19 protein-coding genes and 1 pseudogene are annotated in these 18,484 nt (G+C 40.3%); 10 read left to right on the top strand and 10 right to left on the bottom strand.

What is annotated here, in order from left to right; translation table 11 throughout:
• Positions 1–14 precede the first annotated feature (14 nt).
• The 3 genes from DIU38_RS25695 to DIU38_RS25705 all read left to right on the top strand — a co-directional run bounded on the left by DIU38_RS25695 (position 15) and on the right by DIU38_RS25705 (position 2,511).
• On the top strand, positions 15–569 hold the full coding sequence (locus DIU38_RS25695; protein WP_243770900.1) for a flavodoxin family protein: 555 nt from the start codon (positions 15–17) through the stop codon (positions 567–569).
• 9 nt (positions 570–578) lie between these two features.
• Positions 579–1,223 carry an NAD(P)H-binding protein gene (locus DIU38_RS25700; protein ID WP_112655970.1) on the top strand — a complete coding sequence of 215 codons (645 nt, stop codon included), beginning with the start codon at positions 579–581 and terminating at the stop codon, positions 1,221–1,223.
• 139 nt (positions 1,224–1,362) lie between these two features.
• Positions 1,363–2,511 (top strand): carboxymuconolactone decarboxylase family protein, encoded by a 1,149-nt coding sequence (locus DIU38_RS25705; RefSeq protein ID WP_112655968.1) that lies wholly within the window; start codon positions 1,363–1,365, stop codon positions 2,509–2,511.
• Positions 2,512–2,666: 155 nt separating this feature from the next.
• On the opposite strand, the gene DIU38_RS25710 is transcribed toward DIU38_RS25705, so the two are convergent.
• From DIU38_RS25710 to DIU38_RS25725, 4 genes and pseudogenes are all read right to left on the bottom strand, one after another.
• Positions 2,667–3,494, bottom strand: a complete 828-nt coding sequence (locus tag DIU38_RS25710; protein ID WP_112655966.1) for a PDDEXK nuclease domain-containing protein — start codon at positions 3,492–3,494, stop codon at positions 2,667–2,669.
• Entirely contained in the window at positions 3,478–3,738 is a 261-nt protein-coding gene (locus DIU38_RS34230) for a DUF1016 N-terminal domain-containing protein (RefSeq protein ID WP_112655964.1), read from the bottom strand. Before DIU38_RS34230 ends, DIU38_RS25710 begins: the two co-directional genes overlap by 17 nt.
• 84 nt (positions 3,739–3,822) lie before the next feature.
• Positions 3,823–6,045: a DEAD/DEAH box helicase family protein gene (locus DIU38_RS25720; protein WP_407716487.1), complete on the bottom strand. Its 2,223-nt coding sequence runs from the start codon at positions 6,043–6,045 to the stop codon at positions 3,823–3,825.
• 126 nt (positions 6,046–6,171) lie between these two features.
• Positions 6,172–6,806: pseudogene (locus tag DIU38_RS25725) on the bottom strand (TOTE conflict system archaeo-eukaryotic primase domain-containing protein); the annotation flags it as partial.
• A gap of 78 nt (positions 6,807–6,884) precedes the next feature.
• Here DIU38_RS25725 and DIU38_RS25730 point away from each other — a divergent pair.
• The gene (locus DIU38_RS25730) at positions 6,885–7,136 is read left to right on the top strand and encodes a hypothetical protein (protein WP_112655960.1); all 252 of its coding nucleotides are present in this window, start codon (positions 6,885–6,887) and stop codon (positions 7,134–7,136) included.
• A gap of 980 nt (positions 7,137–8,116) precedes the next feature.
• Here the strand turns inward: DIU38_RS25730 and DIU38_RS25740 are convergent.
• From DIU38_RS25740 to DIU38_RS25760, 6 genes are all read right to left on the bottom strand, one after another.
• Entirely contained in the window at positions 8,117–9,043 is a 927-nt protein-coding gene (locus DIU38_RS25740; protein ID WP_112655958.1) for a hypothetical protein, read from the bottom strand.
• A gap of 132 nt (positions 9,044–9,175) precedes the next feature.
• Positions 9,176–9,610, bottom strand: a complete 435-nt coding sequence (locus DIU38_RS25745) for a VOC family protein (RefSeq protein ID WP_112655956.1) — start codon at positions 9,608–9,610, stop codon at positions 9,176–9,178.
• A gap of 65 nt (positions 9,611–9,675) precedes the next feature.
• On the bottom strand, positions 9,676–9,804 hold the full coding sequence (locus tag DIU38_RS34525) for a hypothetical protein (RefSeq protein ID WP_262714341.1): 129 nt from the start codon (positions 9,802–9,804) through the stop codon (positions 9,676–9,678).
• Positions 9,805–9,809: 5 nt separating this feature from the next.
• Positions 9,810–10,175, bottom strand: coding sequence for an SRPBCC family protein (locus DIU38_RS25750; RefSeq protein WP_208809197.1), 366 nt, complete (start codon positions 10,173–10,175; stop codon positions 9,810–9,812).
• Complete coding sequence (locus DIU38_RS25755; RefSeq protein WP_091173358.1) at positions 10,172–10,492, bottom strand: ArsR/SmtB family transcription factor; 321 nt, start codon at positions 10,490–10,492, stop codon at positions 10,172–10,174. Before DIU38_RS25755 ends, DIU38_RS25750 begins: the two co-directional genes overlap by 4 nt.
• Positions 10,493–10,842: 350 nt before the next feature.
• Complete coding sequence (locus DIU38_RS25760) at positions 10,843–11,091, bottom strand: FUSC family protein (RefSeq protein ID WP_112655952.1); 249 nt, start codon at positions 11,089–11,091, stop codon at positions 10,843–10,845.
• Positions 11,092–11,486: 395 nt separating this feature from the next.
• Here DIU38_RS25760 and DIU38_RS25765 point away from each other — a divergent pair, with 395 nt between their 5' ends.
• The 6 genes from DIU38_RS25765 to DIU38_RS33610 all read left to right on the top strand — a co-directional run bounded on the left by DIU38_RS25765 (position 11,487) and on the right by DIU38_RS33610 (position 18,331).
• The gene (locus DIU38_RS25765) at positions 11,487–12,359 is read left to right on the top strand and encodes an alpha/beta fold hydrolase (RefSeq protein WP_112655950.1); all 873 of its coding nucleotides are present in this window, start codon (positions 11,487–11,489) and stop codon (positions 12,357–12,359) included.
• An 81-nt stretch (positions 12,360–12,440) separates the two neighbouring features.
• The gene (locus DIU38_RS25770) at positions 12,441–13,010 is read left to right on the top strand and encodes a dihydrofolate reductase family protein (protein ID WP_112655948.1); all 570 of its coding nucleotides are present in this window, start codon (positions 12,441–12,443) and stop codon (positions 13,008–13,010) included.
• Between the two features lie 174 nt (positions 13,011–13,184).
• The gene (gene map, locus DIU38_RS25775; protein WP_112655946.1) at positions 13,185–13,949 is read left to right on the top strand and encodes a type I methionyl aminopeptidase; all 765 of its coding nucleotides are present in this window, start codon (positions 13,185–13,187) and stop codon (positions 13,947–13,949) included.
• Between the two features lie 96 nt (positions 13,950–14,045).
• Positions 14,046–14,354: a hypothetical protein gene (locus DIU38_RS25780; protein WP_149354176.1), complete on the top strand. Its 309-nt coding sequence runs from the start codon at positions 14,046–14,048 to the stop codon at positions 14,352–14,354.
• A 306-nt stretch (positions 14,355–14,660) separates the two neighbouring features.
• Positions 14,661–17,669, top strand: a complete 3,009-nt coding sequence (locus DIU38_RS33605; protein WP_208809198.1) for an ABC transporter permease — start codon at positions 14,661–14,663, stop codon at positions 17,667–17,669.
• On the top strand, positions 17,666–18,331 hold the full coding sequence (locus tag DIU38_RS33610) for an ABC transporter permease (RefSeq protein ID WP_208809199.1): 666 nt from the start codon (positions 17,666–17,668) through the stop codon (positions 18,329–18,331). The genes DIU38_RS33605 and DIU38_RS33610 overlap by 4 nt, the downstream gene beginning before the upstream one ends.
• Positions 18,332–18,484 lie beyond the last annotated feature (153 nt).

Genomic DNA, 18,484 nt, shown 5'->3' on the forward strand with positions numbered 1-18,484 from the left:
TCTGTTTGTGTACCATGACATCATGTTCTAAGGCGCAGACAACGACAGCAAAAAAGATCCTGATCGTTTACCTCACACGCACCAAAAATACAGAAGCCGTAGCCCGGATGATCCAAAAAGACATTGGAGGAAAGTTGGTAGCCCTTGAATTGGTTAATCCTTATCCTGCGGATTATCGTGCCCATGTGGCGCAGATGGTTCAGGAAAACCAGGATAATTTCTTACCACCGCTCAAAACAAAGATCGACAGCATTGGCAAATTCGACATCGTATTTGTAGGCTTTCCCACCTGGGACATGAAAATACCGCCGCCAATCAAGACATTTCTGAAGCAATATGATTTGAGCGGTAAGACAGTCGTTCCATTTAATACCAATGCCGGTTATGGCGTAGGCAGCGGCTTTGAAACAGTAAAGGAATTGTGTCCCAAGAGTAAAGTACTGGAAGGTTATTCAACAAAGGGTGGAATAGAAAGGGATGGGATCTTATTTGTTATGAAAGATGATAAAGAAAGACAGGTAAACGCTGAAGTGCAAGAGTGGCTGAAAAAGATAGGTTTGATTAAATAAATGAGCTGAATGAACATACTAATATTAGGGGCGGCGGGACAGATCGGACAATTGCTTACCGATGAACTACTTGCCCGGACAGAATATAACCTTGTTTTATACGCAAAAAACGCAGACAGAAGATTGAGCGGAAGCAATCCTGAGCGTAAAAAGATTGTAGCCGGAGATTTTAATGATAACCAAACATTGCTTAAGGCAATGGAAAACATCGATATCGTTTATATTAATGATATGGGTGATGATCAGTCAACTCAATCCATAATCCAAGCTATGGATAAACATAAGATAAAACGGGTGATCGCAGCCTCTGTTCTTGGAATCTATGATGAAGTTCCGGGCGCTTTCGGCCGGTGGAATAAGATGATGGTTGGCAGCGGTCAGCGGATGCAAAAGCAGGTCAAGTCCGCTCAGAAATTGGAAGAATCAGATCTGGACTATACTTTGTTACGGCTCACATGGCTTTATAACCAGCGGGGTAATAACAAATACATGCTGGTGCCTAAAGGAGAGCCTTTTAAGGAAACCCAGATCTCACGGCAAGCCGTTGCGCAGGCGATAACAGACATCATTACGTCGCCTGACGACAAATATATCAGGCAAAGTTTTGGGATAGGTGAACCCGGCACACAATGGGATAAACCTTCCTTTTATTAATATAAAGAATCCGCTAAAGTTAATAGCAGATATGAATTAGAATTAACATGAAAAACATAGTAGCTCCTATTATCGAAAAGACGGATAATATGTAAATCCGACAAGCAAAGGCATGTTTTAAAAGAATAAAAATGCTTAAATGATGAAAAATCTTCAAAAATTAGCTATATATCTCTGCCTTTCATTAGCCATGAGTTTATCAGTTTACGGCCAACAAAAGAATACAGGCGAGTTACCGCTATCTGCCCGGCAAATAGCCATCGTACCTATCGCAGCATTCGCCGCTAAGGGAGATCAGGACAATTTAAAAAATGCTTTAGACCAGGGCTTGGAAGCAGGTTTGACGGTAAACGAAATCAAAGAAATCTTAGTCCAGTTATATGCTTATGCTGGTTTTCCGAGAAGTTTGAATGCTATCACTACTTTTCAAACAGTTATAAATACCAGAAAAAATAAAAACGTAGCATCTATTGAAGGCAGAAAACCAGGAAAGGTCAACTTTAGTAGCAATAAATATCAGTTTGGTAAAGATGTTCAGGCAAAACTAACTGGAAGATCAGCGAATTCTACCCAGGATTTTGTTCCCGCGATTGATACATTTTTAAAGGAACACCTATTTGCTGATATCTTCGGAAGAGATAACCTTGATTTTCAAAGTCGGGAAATAGCCACTATTTCAATTCTGGCCAGCATAGGCAATGCCGAAAGTCAGCTTCGCAGTCATCTGGGTGTAGGCAGAAATACAGGCCTTACTGAGTTACAATTGAGGGAAATAGCTAATAAATTGTCGGCAGGCGTTGGTAATGAAGCGGGCAATTCTGCTACAAAAATTATAGATATCATGTTTAGTCGCGTCCATAGTCCCACAGATCTCACTGCCGACCAAACGCCTTCAATTGCCCCCACCTTTCCTAAGGGCGATAAAGTATCAGGAGGTAACTTTAGCGGTGATGTATGGGTCAATAGTTTGGCCACCATAAATATGACCATTGCCAACACTTCAGTTGGCAATGTTACCTTCGCTCCAAAATCGCGTACTAAATGGCACAGACACCCATCAGGTCAAATATTGCTTGTTACAGACGGAATAGGTTATTACCAGGAAAAAGGCCAGGCCGTTCGCTTGATCCGAAAAGGTGATGTCGTAAATTGTCCTCCTAATATTGCTCATTGGCATGGTGCAACACCAGATAGCTCTATGTCGCATATCACACTCGGATTTGATAACGGCAAGGGCCGGGTAGAATGGTTAGGGAGCGTTACAGATGAAGAATACATGCTAAAGTGAAAAAGAAAATCTGATTTGGTTCCAGACAGTGGCGTTTTTTTGAACCAATTTATCGAAAATTTAAAAAGAATTGGAAATTTGGGCGAGAGCCCTATATGATCTATTGCTTTTTGAAAGTAAATATTGACAAAGTAGTAACGGACGATTGAGCTCAGTTAGTCGCTGCCATTTTTTAATTCATTTTCTATTTCCTCAATAGTTGGTAAACTTGACCGCAGGTTTTTCGGCAATGATCTTGTTAATTCAAATTCCGAAATTCCAATGGGTTTATTCATGTCCCGTAAAGCATATTCTGCCATAACTTTATTTTTTGTTTGGCAAAGAATAAGACCAATGGTAGGTTTATCCGTCGGATGTTTTATTAGGTCATCCACTGCGGAACAATAGAAATTCATTTTGCCCGCATATTCGGGCTTAAAGTCGCCTCTTTTTAAGTCAACTACAACAAAACATCTCATTTTAAGATGATAGAATAGGAGGTCTAAATAGAAATCCTGACCGCCAACAACTAATTTGTATTGCCTACCGACAAAAGCAAAGCCGGCACCTAATTCTAATAGAAACTTTTCTACATGTTTTACCAGTTCAGTTTCCAACTCTCGTTCCGTAAAAGACTGTGCAATTGTAATAAAGTCAAATATGTATGGGTCTTTTAGCGTTTCCTTTACCAAATCAGATTGTGGATTGGGCAAGGTTTTTGAAAAATTATTAATTGCTTCTCCCTGTCGAAGATGAAGATCACTCTTTATCATTAGTGAAAGAACATCTCTACTCCAGCCATTTAAAAGCGTTTGTTGCACATACCAAAGACGTATGTTTTTTTCCTTAACCTTTTGGATTAGCAGAATATTATGCCCCCAGGGAATTTGTGAAACAACTTGTTTCATAAATTCAATCTTAGCGTGATTAGAATTTTCTAATTGTGAAACAGGCCGTTTCACAATTAGATCTTCGGTATCATATTCCTTATAAAATTGAACCATAAATAAAAGATTTCGTTTCAGAAAAACCCTTTACCTCCGGCAGCTCATTTTTAATATCATTGGCTAATCGTGCGACAACCATAGCTCCCCAGCCTTGTTCGCTTTGAAGTTGCTTTACAGTTTTACCGATATCCCAATAAAGCATAATCAACTCCGCATTTACCGCAAGAGCCGCTTTAGTTTGCGCGTTGCGAATTCTTACCTTTATGTCTGTTAACAAAGATTGATAATCTTTAATATCCATAATAACCCGGAAATGATTTAGTGATAAACTTAAAGAATGATAAGCAAGACACCAAATTAGAAGTAGAAGATTACGATAATCAACTTAAAATAGGCTTTCCTCTAAAAGGTCTTTCCAAATAATCAAGCCTTTAATATCATCAGAATAATCATGTACAATACGGCTAAATTGTTCGGGGTTAGTTTCAAGATATTGTTGCCGCCCTTTTATTCTTATTTGTCCAAGCAACCTATCTATCTTCTTTACACTTTGTTCAAGTTCATAAATTGATTTTCCGATGTGCCATATATAGGTCGCTTCCTCAGTATCTAATGTTTCCCAAACTAAATGATATTGATTATTACCGGAAAGCAAAAAAACAAATGAGAAGGGCTCCAATACAAAACGAAGTTTCAATATCGCTCGTTCATGTTTATGAGAAAGATATCGAAGGTGGCGATGGTGCTTATATTGTTTAAGCGCCAGTATGTTTTCCAATAAGTCATCTTCATTTGCATAAATCAGTTGTTCGCCGCCTCTTTGCAATTGCCCGGGATCCAAGAGATTTTCTTCACCTGTCGGCACTCCTTTAATGATTTCTTTATTCAAAAAACGGAACTTTACACTTTCAATAACCTCGCGGTTTATTTTATCAAGATCATTGGAGGACGCAGATTTAAACACCAACCTGTTATGTTGAAATGTTGCCCGGACGTTAATCAATACCGTTGTACTTTTTAGAAATCGGATGAAGTATGGTTTAAGTACCGTAAATTCTGGCCTGATATTCAGGTTTTCTATTTCAAACTCCACTTCTCTTCCACTAAAATCGGCAATGTTATGTTTAAAAGCAATGCTGCCAAACCTGAACTCCAGTTGTTCGATTGGCACTTCAATTTTTTCGTTGATTTGACCGCTAACTATTTCGCTATCATCTACAGGGATTGTTAAGCCACTTTGATCGAGCTTTTTATAGTAGAGGTTTCTTTTTTGAAAAAGTCTTTCCAAGTAGCTGATCTTGTGATCGCGATAATCATAGATAACGGGTGATATTTCAGATCGTTGTACCCTGCCAATATATTGAATCAGCTTACCTTCAAAAGCGAATGGGTAAACTAAAAACAAGCATTCTATATTTTGAATGTCGGTTCCTTCGCCAAAATATTGGCCTGTTGTAATCAGTGCCTGAAAGTCTCCTTTGTTTATGGCATCCCATTTTGATTTTTTATTTAAGTCAGCATCTTCGCCACTTAATGCAATGGTATCATAATGCTGCTTTAAATATTGTTGAATAGAAGTAATGTGCTCTTTCCTCTCTGTAATAATAACGGCTTTCTTACCAGCATTTAACTGCGAAGCCACATCATTTAAAATGAGCTGGTTCCGGGCTGAATCATGTATCAAAATTTTAAAGAGCGTTTCGAATTTGTCAGTTTTGATATTAAACGGAACAAATAAGTCCGTTTCCCTAATGATGATCTGCGTACCTGATTGATTTTTCACCTCCGGCGCTTTAACTTCGTGGATGATCTCACCTAAATGAATAAATATCAATTTGCCATCATTGTACTTCCTAAATGGTGTAGCCGTAAGCCCGTACATATAGTAACTATTCAGCTTCCCGACAACCCGCTGATAGGTTTCTGCCGGTATGTGATGGCATTCGTCAATGATAACGGTGCCAAAAGCATACATTAGTTCTGAGGATTCTGATGAGTTCAGCGCTTTTCCCATACTTGGTATCATGGCGACAGTAATGTGTTTACCGGGTTTGTTCTTTCCTTGACCAATACGTCCAATCTCTTTTTTCGGAATACCCAGGAAGGATTCAATGCGTTCCATCCACTGATCTGCCAACTGCTTACGATGGACTAAAATGAGCGCCGGTTGCTGTTTATCTTTTATAATAGCCAAACTCAATACCGTTTTACCCGAACCAGCCGGAGCGACTATAATTCCAAAATCTTTTTTAGCAGCAGCTTCCTGTGTGGGTATTTGATATTCCCTTAAAGTAATAGCGCCTTTAAATCTGACCGGTTCTATTTTCTTTCTTTGATCTTCGAGGGTATATTCGATTTGTTGCTCTTTACAAAAACGCAATAGCCTACCGATGAAACCACGGGGAATTGAAATGGATTCTGATGTTTCGTTCAGTAGCTTAAAGTAACGTTTTATGCCGAATGTATTTTTATTGATGTTCTTTTTTACCTGATATTCATTGTTGGCAAAGTTTAGTTCTTCCTTTAGAAAACCAACAAGTGAAGCAGGCAAGCCTATACGACTAATATGAATTACGTTATTTAATACAATCGCCAACTTACCAGTCATAGGCTGTTCTTTTTGAAATAGACCGGTAGAAAGGTCCTCTTTATTAGTTTGCTCTTTGTAGATATAATTGAGCTGGCTTATTGTGATTCTGTTGATTGTTTTTAGAAATGCCCACTGATCATCAAAGGGCTGTAACGATTCAGGGTCAATAAAACAGCTATTACCGTTATTTAAACTAGTTTTATTTAAAGGCAAAGCAATGAGGTTCCCCAAACCTTTTTTTGAATGATAATCCTGATTAGGAAAAAGCCGGTCGAAACTTGAGTTTTTATCGAACACCGAAATTAAACCTGCCTTCTGTAGCAGGGACATCATTATTTTTCTACTTCTGAATGCTTCAAAGGGCTCTTCAAAAAATATCCACACGTGCCCCCTTTGCCAGAACGAGACCGTTCTAAGTAGGCTGGTATGTCATACTCCTCACAAACCTTTATAAATGTCCTGCATTCTTCAATCCAATCGGCTTCATCAAAATCAGCCGCGATAAACCAGGAGGTATTGTCCTGTAGCAATGGATACAATCCTACAACCTGTTCGCCTTTGAGGTGTTTGATTAAATGGTCGTCCGTTAGCACCAGGTAAGTTTTATCTGTAAACGTTTGAAAAGTACCGCCTTTCATTTGATGGAGCCGATATCGGTTGGGATCGAAACTATAAGCGGGCATATAGCTGCTTTTGCCACCTTTCTCCCACCTTAAAGCAAACACATCTTCTCTGCCTTTGAATAGGGATTTATATAAGTTTAGTCGATCATCTTTCATTTACCACTCTGAACTCATTACATCAAGCTATTCAAATATCAGTTTATTTTAGTGTTTACAAACTATAATTTATAAATCATGAAAACAATAAACGAAGACTTAAAACGATCTATTAGCACCTCTCAAATAATTACTCACTTTAAGAAAAGAGGTGTTGAATTATCTAAATCGGATGCTGAAAGATATCTTAATCTATTGTATTTTTTGGCTAAGCAAGTAGTTAAACAAAACTTTATTTCCTCCAAAAACGAGACACCGGACGAATCCGAAAAGCTCGAACCATATTTCAGGCTTAAAAAGCAAACAAACAACTATAAAACAACGAGTTAGACGAGCTAAAAAATGAAATTGAAAACTTTACCCAGTGTCCGTGGGAGAATGGGTTTGAACCCAAATGTGCCTCTATTTGATTTAAACGAAGACCGAAATTTCTATTAAAATAAAATAGGCCTTAGCGGGTATGCTAAGGCCTATAGCTCCAGAGAATGGGCTCGAATCAGCGATTTTCTCAACAACAGAATTACCCACCGAGCAAAACTCGGTGGGTGACTTATAAACTCAACCTACTGCTAACTTTTTTCTTAATTGCTGCATGTCGGAACTGATCTTATGATCCATTACCTTAGCATAGATTTGCGTCGTCTTGATGCTGCAGTGCCCCTATACTTAATTGCTTTCTCTTCTTTAGTATTTTCCTATTTCTTTTACAATTGTTTGAGCCGGCCTTGATAGGATTGCCCGTAGTGCTGTTTTGTGGTTTCTTCTAAGAACGAGTAAAATGTGAACCGCTCAACAGCGTCTGATTGTGAAACCATTAATTCCATCATTCCATTAAATACTTTTTCCGAGATACCTGCATCCCTTAGATTATCTACAGAGGTTTTTTGTTTTCATGTATATTGCCAATTAAAGCCATGCAAATTGAAAGTTTATGCTATGTAAATTGTAAGTTTGCCTGTGAACAACAAGTTAATGCAGTTATAAAAAATAACAACTATCTGTCTTTACCTGTAAATTTAATACCAATGGGTTCACGTGGTGCGTTGTTTTAAATATAGCATAATACAGTCTTTTTGACACATTACAATTGTTAGGTTTTTCAATATTTTGTATCTTCGTAAAGTAAGATTTGCAAATAAAAATAATCTGCATCAAAAAATGGTTGGTAATTCGGTGCGTAGCCAATTTTAAACCATATAAAATATTGTAAGCCAATTGGTTAAGAATCTGATTCGATTCCCCTACGGGCTACATGGAAAGCCGCTTTAGGAAACAAAGGCGGCTTTTTTGTTTACTATGTTTTGAGCTTATTACCTCCAAAATTGCCACCATTTACCCTCAATAACTTTTGTTGGTGCTTCTGTCTCTAAAGGCGCCGGTTCGACTCTCTTAACCTGCTCTGGTTGATCATCAATTGAAGAAAAGTATCTCATAATTTTTAAATAAGTGTCTTTCTCAATCGGTTGAAGTATATACTGCACTTCGTCAAGCCTTTCCAGCACCAGGGATGGGTGTTGAATAAATCGTTGCCTATCTACTTTTAATATTTCGCTACCCATTCTTAAGATAATCAGATCCGATTTTTGAAGTAGCAATTTATACTCCGGCAATATAATCTGAACCGTCTGCACACCTTCTGGAAAATTTGCGTCCATAAGGGTTGGCACTTCTAAATCTTCAGTAGCTTGATCAATAAATTGTATTTTTCTAATTTCATCTATTACACGGTCGGCAAATTGCCCTTCATCGGGCTGGTCTTGTGAAAGTTTATTAAGAACGTAGTTCCCGAAATAAAACGGCCGTACACAGCCCGACAACATAACTTCGTCGCTCTTTTCCAAAAGAAACCTTAATGTATCAACACCATTTAAACGAGATAAATGCGCCCAAGCCGAATTGTATTGGACTTCAAATTCATCTAAAGAAAGTTCGTCATCAAATTCAGGCGAAATTATTGAGTTATTGATTTGGGCAATTGCCAAAGCAAGTTTAGCCGCCAGCATGTAATCGCCTGTGCTTGCGCAAATATTCAATTCCACATCATATACGGTATCACTAACAGTAAGTGCCACCCCGCGCGATGATTCATTCTCTAAATAGAACTTATTGTAGCCGATAATGGCATCGTTAGTTTCAACTTTTCTATTAATGGAAACATTATTTGGCACAAAGCTATTGTTAAGCAGTTGCCCATATGTAACACTCTGATTCTTATTTATGATGATATGGTAACTCATAATATCTAAGTTAGCACTATAAGCCTATATCATCAAACCAGCAACTACATCCAACGAAAAGGCCGATTAAAACGTTCGTTAATCGGCCTTTTGCTTGAGTTCGGAACGCGCACACTTTCCTTTCCCTTAAACTTACCCTTCATAACCCGGATCAAACTCCACAATCCATTCTATCCCATATTTGTCCCTGAACATACCGGCGTATGTACCCCACGGACTATCGCCGATTGGCCCTTCGACCTCTCCGCCTGCTGATAATCCATTAAATGTTTTGTCGGCTTCTTCGCGGCTTTCAGCGCTCACATATATTTTAGACCTGTTTTCGTTTTCGCTTACCCGCCCCATAAATTCAGGAACGTCATTGGCTATCAATACATTGTTTTTACCGAGGGGTAAACCGATGTACATTATTTTGTTTTCTTCACTTTTTGCCACCTGAAACTCAGGGCCTGCCAAATCTTTAAAACGAATGATCCGGGTGAACTCTCCGCCAAAAACTGATCTGTAAAAATTGAATGCTTCCTGGGCGTTGCCATTGAAGTTGATCCAGGGATTAATTGCTCTCATAATTTTTAGTTTTTAAATTGTTATGTTTTTTGTTTATCTCTTCGGTTATTAATATTCATTTCACCTTATGATTTTTGCGATAAGGTTGAAAACAGATCGTCCAGATTTTTCAACATCAGCATCATTCCTTTGGTGAAACCATCGGTTAAGCGCTCCATGCGTTCAAGCGATTCATTATAAATGGAAATATTCACTGTGGTTATGCCTTCTTGTTCGCTGAAATTATAATCCCATTCGGAGCCCGGTAATTCGGGTTTTCATCTTTGTCGGCAAAAGAATTGTATAATTGAAAATTGGTTTTGGGCGTAATAGAGGTGTATTTCTGCAGCAGCCAGCGTTCTTGCCCGTCGGGGCTTACCATGGCGTAAAATCTTCGCCCCCCAACTTCAAAATTCATGTATTTGGTTTTGGAGCGCATTGGCGCGGGTGCGGCCCATTGGTCAAGTATTGCCTGTTTGGTAAAAGCATCCCATACCAGGTCAAGCCCGGCATCAAACTCGCGGGTTATAAATACCTTTTGCGCTGCTTTATCAACGGTAAAATCAAATAGCAAATCGTTGTTCATATTTTTTGTTGTTTAATTGTTGATAATACTTTGTCGAGCTGATTAAACTGCGTTTCCCAGCTTTGCCTGAATTGGGCCAACCAATTATCAAACTCCTGCATTTTCTTTGCATTAAAGTGATAATAAATTTCCCTGCCCGAGTGCTCAGGTTTAATCAGTTCACATTCATGCAGTACTTTAATATGTTTAGATACTGCCTGCCGGGTCATATCAAATTTTTCGGCCATTGCATTAGGCGTTAACGCCTTGATAGCAATTAAAGTTAAAATCGCCCTGCGTGTCGGATCGGCTATGGCCTGGAATAGATCTTGTTTCATTTTAAAACGCGCAACTTTTAAGTTGCGTAAATATATATGCAACTTTTGAGTTGCGCAAATTTATTTGCGATTATCTTTTGAGTGGGGCGAAAGCTTAAAGGTTTGGATATTAGTTAAGAAAAGAAAGTTTCATCACTGAAACAAGGGGATTGATTTTCCGGGGATCGCCGAATGTTGAACAACAGTTTAATATTCAAAATATTATAAACAGCTTAAAGCTCCTTCTCCTCGCTGGCATGAGGATGCGACACAAAATCCAGCGAGTGGGCGTACCCGTGACTTATCAAAACTAAGAAGCCACGGGCACTCTACGCTGGATCCCGGCGATGCATACTCAGGCCGGATAGGATCTATTTCAAGCCCCTCTCGGTTACCAATCTCTCTATTTCCTTATTCCTGACCCTATTCCTCGTCGCTATCGGAATATAAACCAATGGAAGAAAGGTCAACAATCCAAACCCATTTCTGACAACGCTATAAACGGACACTCCAATTAAAAAACCAAAGATCACGGCATCCATAAGCTTACCAGACTTGATCTTCCTTGCTTCCTGTAATAATTCGTCGTTTGTTAATTCGGCTAGTTCTTTTTGTTTCATTGATGTGATATCTGTTAACGGTTAAATTTTAGTAGTTGAAATTGCAGGCTACTATTTCGATTACAAGTTACTAAATAAAGGAAACTACCTGAGAAGTCACGAGTATTTTACTCCGCATCCCTGCGCCGCATACTCACTGCCGCACAATAGGTTCGGGATAATTCCCCTACAACCAGGAAAAGACTTTACGAAAGTGAAAAGTAAAGCGGTTTTAATTGGATCTTTTAGCGCCGCGGCATTCGGTTGATATCGGCTTAAATATAAAGAAAACTCACCGGCAATATCTTTGTGTCGCGATCCACCCCGCAATTTGTCGTTTTCACACAGTACACAAGCCTAAAATACCTGCCATCTTTGTATTGTCAATCAAATCGAAACAATTAAACTAACATTCCATGAAAAGAGTATTTAAAGGATCTAATGTCATCCAACCGGTATTAATTGCTATGTTTCTTTTTACAATATTTCAATGTAAAGGGCAACAGCTTAAGCCTGCCGCCAGTGGCTATGCACCGGTTAATGGCATCAAAGTTTATTACGAAGTTTATGGCGAGGGTAAGCCCATCGTTTTGCTGCATGGCGCTTTTTATACCATTGAGTTAAACTGGGCGCAGTTAATCCCCGAACTATCAAAAACAAGAAAGGTAATTGCCCTTGAAATGCAGGGGCACGGGCACACGCCATATTCGGACAGAAAATTAGACATTGCTACCCTGGCAAGTGATGTGGAAGGAGTAATGAATTTTTTAAAAATTGATAGTGCTGATGTTGCAGGATATAGCATGGGAGGTTCTATAGCTTACCAGCTTGCGGTAAAATACCCTAAACGGGTAAGAAAATTGGTGATTATTTCATCTACCTACAAAACTAATGGCTGGCTGCCTGTGGTTAATGGTGGGTTTAAAGGTTTTAAGCCTGAATTTTTTGACAATACTCCTTTGAAAACCGCATATGATGCGGTAGCACCCGACAAAACAAAATGGAGAAAGTTTATAGAACAAATGATTGTTTTTGCCGGGGTACCCTTTGACGTTGGCGATGCCAATATTGCAAAAATTACTTCGCCGGTATTGCTGATCTCGGGCGATAATGATGGCCTGGATAAAGTGGAGTTGGCAAAAACCTATCAGTTTCTGGGAGGTGGCGTAGCTGCAGATTTGGCACCTATGCCAAAATCGCATCTGGCCATTGTTCCTGCGCAGGGACATGTAAGCTTAATGCAGCAGACCAAAACTATCTTGGATCTTCTGAATGGCTTTTTACAATAACAAAGCCCGCTATAATACAATCTGAAAATACCACCGCAGGGAAAAAGAAATTTTATTTACCTATAAACTACTTATAAACAAATGAGAAAAATCAGAATTTTTGAACATATCTCGCTGGATGGCGTGATAGAACATGACGGAGACTATACCTATGGCGCATGGACAACACCCTATCGCAGTCCTGCCGGGGCGGCAACCCTGCTGGAGGCATACGGGCCTAACTTCGACCTGCTGCTTGCCCGCCACACTTACGATATATTTAGCGGCTTTTGGCCTACTGCCGGTGATTTCCCAATGGCAAATGCTATAAATGCCGCAACAAAATACATAGTAACCCACAGGCCCGACAGCCTGGAATGGGGACCGGTAAAGGGTTTGGGCGAGGATATTATAGCGTCTATTCGCGATCTCAAATCAACCGACGGCCCCGACCTGATCGTCGTTGGAAGTTCAACGTTAACTTCTGTGTTGCTTGACCAGCGACTGGCTGACGAGGTTGTGCTCATCACCTACCCGGTGTTGCTTGGCCGGGGTAAACGCTTATTGTCTGACACTATTGACGCCCGGGAACTTGCTTTTGTCGACTCGAAGAGTACGCCCACAGGTTTGCTCATCAACACTTACCGGCACGTCGGCCCGTTGAAAAAATAACTTTTCGCCCCGGAGGGAAGAATTTCCCAAACACGCTACAAAGCCTTTTTACGAAAGTAGAGTGGCTTTTTTAATTACTTCGGAGAGCACTGTACCTACCCTTACAAACTGACATTTGATAAACCGTGCCAACTGCTTTTAATTGTTAATTTTGCAACAGATAAAAATTTAAGAATGTCGATAACTACCGAAGACGAAAAAATTGGGATGCAGCAGGCAAGTGATGCTGTAGCCATTACGCTCAGGAGGATGCGGGAGTACGCCAAACCGGGTATCTCTACAAAAGAGCTTGACGAATACGGCGGCGAATTACTGGCACAACTGGGTGCAAGATCTGCGCCTTTGTTAACCTACAATTTCCCGGGACATACTTGTATAAGCGTGAATGAGGAAGCAGCGCACGGCATACCTTCGGCCGATAAAATCCTTAAGGAAGGCGACCTCGTAAATATTGACGTATCGGCAGAGCTAAATGGTTACTGGGCTGATAACGGCGGCTCCTTCGTTTTAGGGCAGGATATCCATGGCTATGGCAAACTGGTGGATACCTCGAAAGAGATCTTAAAAAAAGCGATCAAAAACATTAAAGGCGGTGTCCGGATTTCGGAGATCGGCAGGTTAATTGAAACTGAAGCCAAAAAAGCCGGCTACACGGTAATAAAAAACCTGACCGGGCATGGTGTTGGCCGCAGCTTGCACGAAGAGCCGCATGAAGTTGCCAACTTCTGCGACAGGTATAACACTGCGCGCTTTAAAAAGAATTCGGTGGTGGCGATAGAGACATTCATTTCAACACGGTCGACAATTGCCGATACTCAAGCCGATGGCTGGACATTAATTGGTAATAAAGGCGGTTTTGTTGCACAGCACGAGCACACCATTATGGTAACCGGCGGTGAGGCCGTGATATTCACCGCGCAGAACGGTATTTGGGATTAATTCTTTTTGGGACAGATGGCACCGCGAAATGAATTAATTTAAAAAAATTATTGTGCAAGCCTTTGGATGGACACCCAAAGGCTTTATTTTTAATGGGTGAAAAATCTTATCCCCAATATTTTCCTGCTGATATATCTTGCGTTGATCACAAGTTGCCAGTTTGATCCATACGCAGGAGATTTAACCACAGAGCAACCCAAAAGAGAAGACGTTATAGGAGTTTATCAATTTAAAGAGCAAACTATATCTCAAATTCAAATTGATAAACGCAGCCAAAGGGCAACAATTACTTTAAAATCAGACGGTACATATCAGGCCAATAACATACCAAATGTTTTTGGCGGCCAAACGCCGAAAACCACAAGTATATTTCAGCTAAAGGCAGCTGGAAAATCGAAACAATAGGAGCAGTGGATAATGGTTGGGGGCATCCAAAATCAAACTGGGGAATCACATTAACATCTATTGATGAAAGTTTGACAAATATTAGTTTTACGGGTAAAAAGAAACCCTATGGACTGATGGTTACCTTTGATGATCCGGATTTAGCATATGGTTATGCTTTTTAAGAAAATAGATTAAACTGCCGGCTTGCTCTTCCCAAACCGGATACTACTTCGTTCCGTTGATATACCATCTGCTTTAATTTATCCGTTAACCTATTATCCATTAGTATTTTATTAATTTGGAGTAGTTATAAACCTCATTTAGTTGAAGCCGTATACATTCCATATCACCCTTTATGACGCCGCGTTTTTTGGGATGCTGTTTATCGGCCTCACTTTTAGCCTGCTTTTATGGTTCGCCAGGAAAACAAACCAGCCGACAAATCGGTTGTTGGCGACGATACTGGCTATTGCTGCTTTGTGGATAGTCCGGATCCTGGGCACCGATATCGGGCTGTCAACCTATATTACCAACTGGGGCCGGCTGCCGCTGCAGTTTTCGCTGGCAATTGGCCCGCTCATTTTCTTTTATGTACTTAAAATAACCCGGCCGGAGTATAAATTCACCCGCAGGGACCTGCTGCATTTCAGCCCTTTGTTAGTCGAACTAAGCGCCTGGGCCTTAGAAGTCCTGGAAAGTATAAAAACAGGCCGGGCAACTTATGATACGCTGATATTTCAACGAATAAACCCTGTATTACTGCTATTAGCATTTATCTCGGTCATTATTTATCTATACCGGTGCCGCATGCTGATCGAAAACTTTTACCAGGAGCTAAAATTTAACGGAGGCGACCGGTACCGGCACGAGTTAAAATGGATAAATAACTTACTGACAGGCTTCGGGTTGTTATGGCTGTTGTGGATCCCTTTTATAGCTGCCGACTATTTTTATCATGATTACCAATTGGGCATACAGGCCTACTACCCTTTGTATTTCCTGCTAATGTCCATGCTTATTTGGATGGCGGCAAGAGCATTTTTAAGGCCGGAAATTAGTGCACAGGCAGATAGCTTACCGGTTTTAAAACCATTACTACCTGCGGAGCTGAAGCAAAAAGGCGTTTGGTTAAAGCGGGTTGTTAAAGAAAATAATTACTACCAGGATCCGGAGTTGAGTTTAAGTTCTTTGGCCGAAAAGCTCGGCATGCATACCCATGAATTATCACGGATCATCAATACCGTGCTCAAAAAAAGCTTCAATGATTTTATTAACGAATACCGGGTACAGGCAGCTGCGCGGAAAATGCAGGACCCCGCTAATGATCATATCACCCTCTTAGGGATCGCGTTTGAATCGGGATTTAACTCCCAAAGTACCTTTAGCCGCATTTTCAAGCAAGTGACGGGGAAAAGCCCGCAGGAATATAAAAACAACTTAAAAAAAGAGTACCCATATTATAAGTTGAGAAGCGATACCCAATTTGCGCCGGTAGTTTTGAATCATGAAACCGCACCTAAATGGTCTCATGATAAAACAAACCGCAACTTTATGTTTAAAAATTATTTCAAAATCGCCTGGCGTAATTTAACACGCAATAAAAGCTATGCCGCCATTAACATTACCGGCCTGGCTGTAGGTATTGCTGTTTGTATGGTGATCTTTATCATTATACAGTTTCAAACAAGCTTTGATAGTTTTCACCCTAAGAAAGATCGTGCCTATCGTGTGCTAACCGAATACCATCACGCAGAAACTGGCGATATTACCTATGGCAAAGATATCCCCTTTCCGTTGCCTTTAGGATTAAAAACGGCTTTCCCCCAAATAGAACAAGTTGCCCCAATTTTTGCAAGCCAGAATGACCAGTTGATTATTCCTGACGAAAACGGGGCTACGATAAAAATGTTTAAGGAACAAAGGGGCCTGTTTTATACCAACCCTTCATTCTTTAAGATTTTCAACTTCCCGCTGCTTGCCGGCTCGTACGCTTCATTAAAAGACCCTGACAACGTACTGCTTACCAAAGAGGTTGCTGAAAAGTATTTTGGCGACTGGAAATCGGCAATGGGTAAAACCATTAAATTGCAAATGGGCGGCTTTATGTTTGAGCATGGCACGGACGTATTAAAAGTGTCGGGGATCTTGGCTACCATTCCTCCAAATTCCGACTTTCAGCTCAAACTTGTTGTTAGCTTTGGGACAGGGTTTACAGGAGACTATTTAGCAAAATCCACAGATTGGAACAGAACCGTAACTGATTTTGGCTGCTATATTTTGTTACCTCAGAGCCTTACTGCCGACAATTTTAATCAACAGCTGAGAGCATATTCACAAAAGGTACAATCTTCTGATAATAAGGACAGCCATATTATTCAAGCGTTAAATGCCGTTCATTATGATTCCCAAACAGGTAACTACAGTAATCAAACAGCCAGCCATCAGTTGCTCAATGTATTGTGGTTAATTGCCGCGTTCATCCTGCTCATTGCTTGTGTAAACTTTATTAACCTTTCTACCGCGCAGGCCGTTAACCGGGCAAAAGAGGTTGGTGTCAGAAAGGTTTTGGGAAGCAATAAATCGCAATTGCAACTCCAGTTCATTGTCGAAACATTTTTGATCGTGGCAAGCGCTGTATTACTTGCAGTTGCTATTACCATGCTTGCATTACCTTATATAAACCGGCTTTTAGAGTTGTCGCTTTCATTCAACATATTCAGCAATCCTTCAATTATTTTATTCCTCCTGGCTGTGGCAGTTGTTGTAACCGCCTTGGCGGGTTTTTATCCTTCTATTGTTTTATCGCGTTTCAATCCTGTTAATGCTTTAAAAAGTAAACTCACAACAGATCCGGCAAGGGGAATTTCATTAAGAAGGGGCCTGGTGGTGTTTCAATTCATCATTGCGCAGGCACTGATCATTGGAACGCTCGTCATTGTAAAGCAAATGGACTATTTTATGGATCAGCCTTTAGGCTTCGATAAAGAGACAATTGTTAATATTCCGTTCCGGGTAGATAGCCTTCGAATGAGCCGGCTGAACTATCTGCGCAACCAGTTATTATCCATAAACGGCGTGCAGGCGGTATGCTACAGTTCGAACACCCCGATTGAAAACGGTAATGATACGTGGAGCGCGGTCAGGTTTGACCACGCAACAAAAGAAACAGGTTTCAAGGCGATTACCAAATTTGCCGACGAAGGCTATGTACCAACCTACAAATTAAAGTTGATAGCCGGACGAAACCTTCAGCCATCCCCCTTTACCAGGGAGTTTTTGGTAAACGAATCGCTTGTAAAAAGCTTAGGGCTTAAAAACCCCGGGATATATTGAACAAAGAAATCAGCATATGGGATGGTGTAATAAAATGCCCGGTTGTTGGCGTATTAAAAGATTTTAATGACAGGTCTTTCCGGCACAGCCTCGCACCATTGCTTATCGCCACAAACATCACCATGTATAACCAGGCCGGTATAAAGCTTAAAACCACGAATGTTTTTTCGACAATGCAATCTGTTAAACAAGTATTTGAAAAAACATTTCCCAACTTTGTGTATGAATACCGGTTTTTAGATGATAAGATTGCAAGTTTTTACAAACAGGAAAATCAGTTAGCCCAGTTGTATAAAATTTTTGCAGCTATCGCGATACTTCTAAGCTGCCTGGGTTTGTATGGCTTAGCCTCGTTTATGGCCGTGCAGCGGATAAAGGAGGTTGGCATCCGCAAAGTACTTGGCGCTACTTCAGGCAGCATCGTTTATTTGTTTTCGAAAGAGTTTATCATACTCATTGCTATAGCCTTTGCCATCGCCACCCCCATTGCGTGGTATTACATGCACCAATGGCTGCAAGCTTATGTTTACCGCATCAATATCAGTTGGTGGTTATTTGCTGCAGGCGGAATGGCAGCAATAGTTATTGCACTTGCAACCATAAGTTTCCAGGCAATAAAAGCGGCAAAAGCTAATCCGGTGAAGAGTTTGAGGAGTGAATGATTAAGTGGTTCAGTTTGGCAGGCAAACAAACAAAGTCATTGTTAAAAATAAGGGCATTTAATCTGAGTGTCTTCCTATGACCATGGCCTTTGATATTAAATGAATTGGGATAAATATAATAGGTTGAATTATTTATTTTTAACAAAATTCTTT

It is taken from the genome of Mucilaginibacter metallidurans (assembly GCF_003286435.2).
Taxonomy (GTDB): Bacteria; Bacteroidota; Bacteroidia; order Sphingobacteriales; family Sphingobacteriaceae; genus Mucilaginibacter; species Mucilaginibacter gossypii.

Excerpts from the sequence above, each read along its gene's own strand:
- DIU38_RS25710 (WP_112655966.1), bottom strand. The coding sequence starts at position 3,494 with ATGGTTCAATTTTATAAGGAATATGATACCGAAGATCTAATTGTGAAA.
- DIU38_RS25695 (WP_243770900.1), top strand. The coding sequence starts at position 15 with ATGACATCATGTTCTAAGGCGCAGACAACGACAGCAAAAAAGATCCTG.
- DIU38_RS34230 (WP_112655964.1), bottom strand. The coding sequence starts at position 3,738 with ATGGATATTAAAGATTATCAATCTTTGTTAACAGACATAAAGGTAAGA.
- DIU38_RS25765 (WP_112655950.1), top strand. The coding sequence starts at position 11,487 with ATGAAAAGAGTATTTAAAGGATCTAATGTCATCCAACCGGTATTAATT.
- DIU38_RS25760 (WP_112655952.1), bottom strand. The coding sequence starts at position 11,091 with ATGAAACAAAAAGAACTAGCCGAATTAACAAACGACGAATTATTACAG.
- map (WP_112655946.1), top strand. The coding sequence starts at position 13,185 with ATGTCGATAACTACCGAAGACGAAAAAATTGGGATGCAGCAGGCAAGT.
- DIU38_RS25745 (WP_112655956.1), bottom strand. The coding sequence starts at position 9,610 with ATGAGAGCAATTAATCCCTGGATCAACTTCAATGGCAACGCCCAGGAA.
- DIU38_RS25750 (WP_208809197.1), bottom strand. The coding sequence starts at position 10,175 with ATGAACAACGATTTGCTATTTGATTTTACCGTTGATAAAGCAGCGCAA.
- DIU38_RS25700 (WP_112655970.1), top strand. The coding sequence starts at position 579 with ATGAACATACTAATATTAGGGGCGGCGGGACAGATCGGACAATTGCTT.
- DIU38_RS25730 (WP_112655960.1), top strand. The coding sequence starts at position 6,885 with ATGAAAACAATAAACGAAGACTTAAAACGATCTATTAGCACCTCTCAA.
- DIU38_RS25755 (WP_091173358.1), bottom strand. The coding sequence starts at position 10,492 with ATGAAACAAGATCTATTCCAGGCCATAGCCGATCCGACACGCAGGGCG.
- DIU38_RS25740 (WP_112655958.1), bottom strand. The coding sequence starts at position 9,043 with ATGAGTTACCATATCATCATAAATAAGAATCAGAGTGTTACATATGGG.
- DIU38_RS25720 (WP_407716487.1), bottom strand. The coding sequence starts at position 6,045 with ATGACTGGTAAGTTGGCGATTGTATTAAATAACGTAATTCATATTAGT.
- DIU38_RS25770 (WP_112655948.1), top strand. The coding sequence starts at position 12,441 with ATGAGAAAAATCAGAATTTTTGAACATATCTCGCTGGATGGCGTGATA.
- DIU38_RS25705 (WP_112655968.1), top strand. The coding sequence starts at position 1,363 with ATGATGAAAAATCTTCAAAAATTAGCTATATATCTCTGCCTTTCATTA.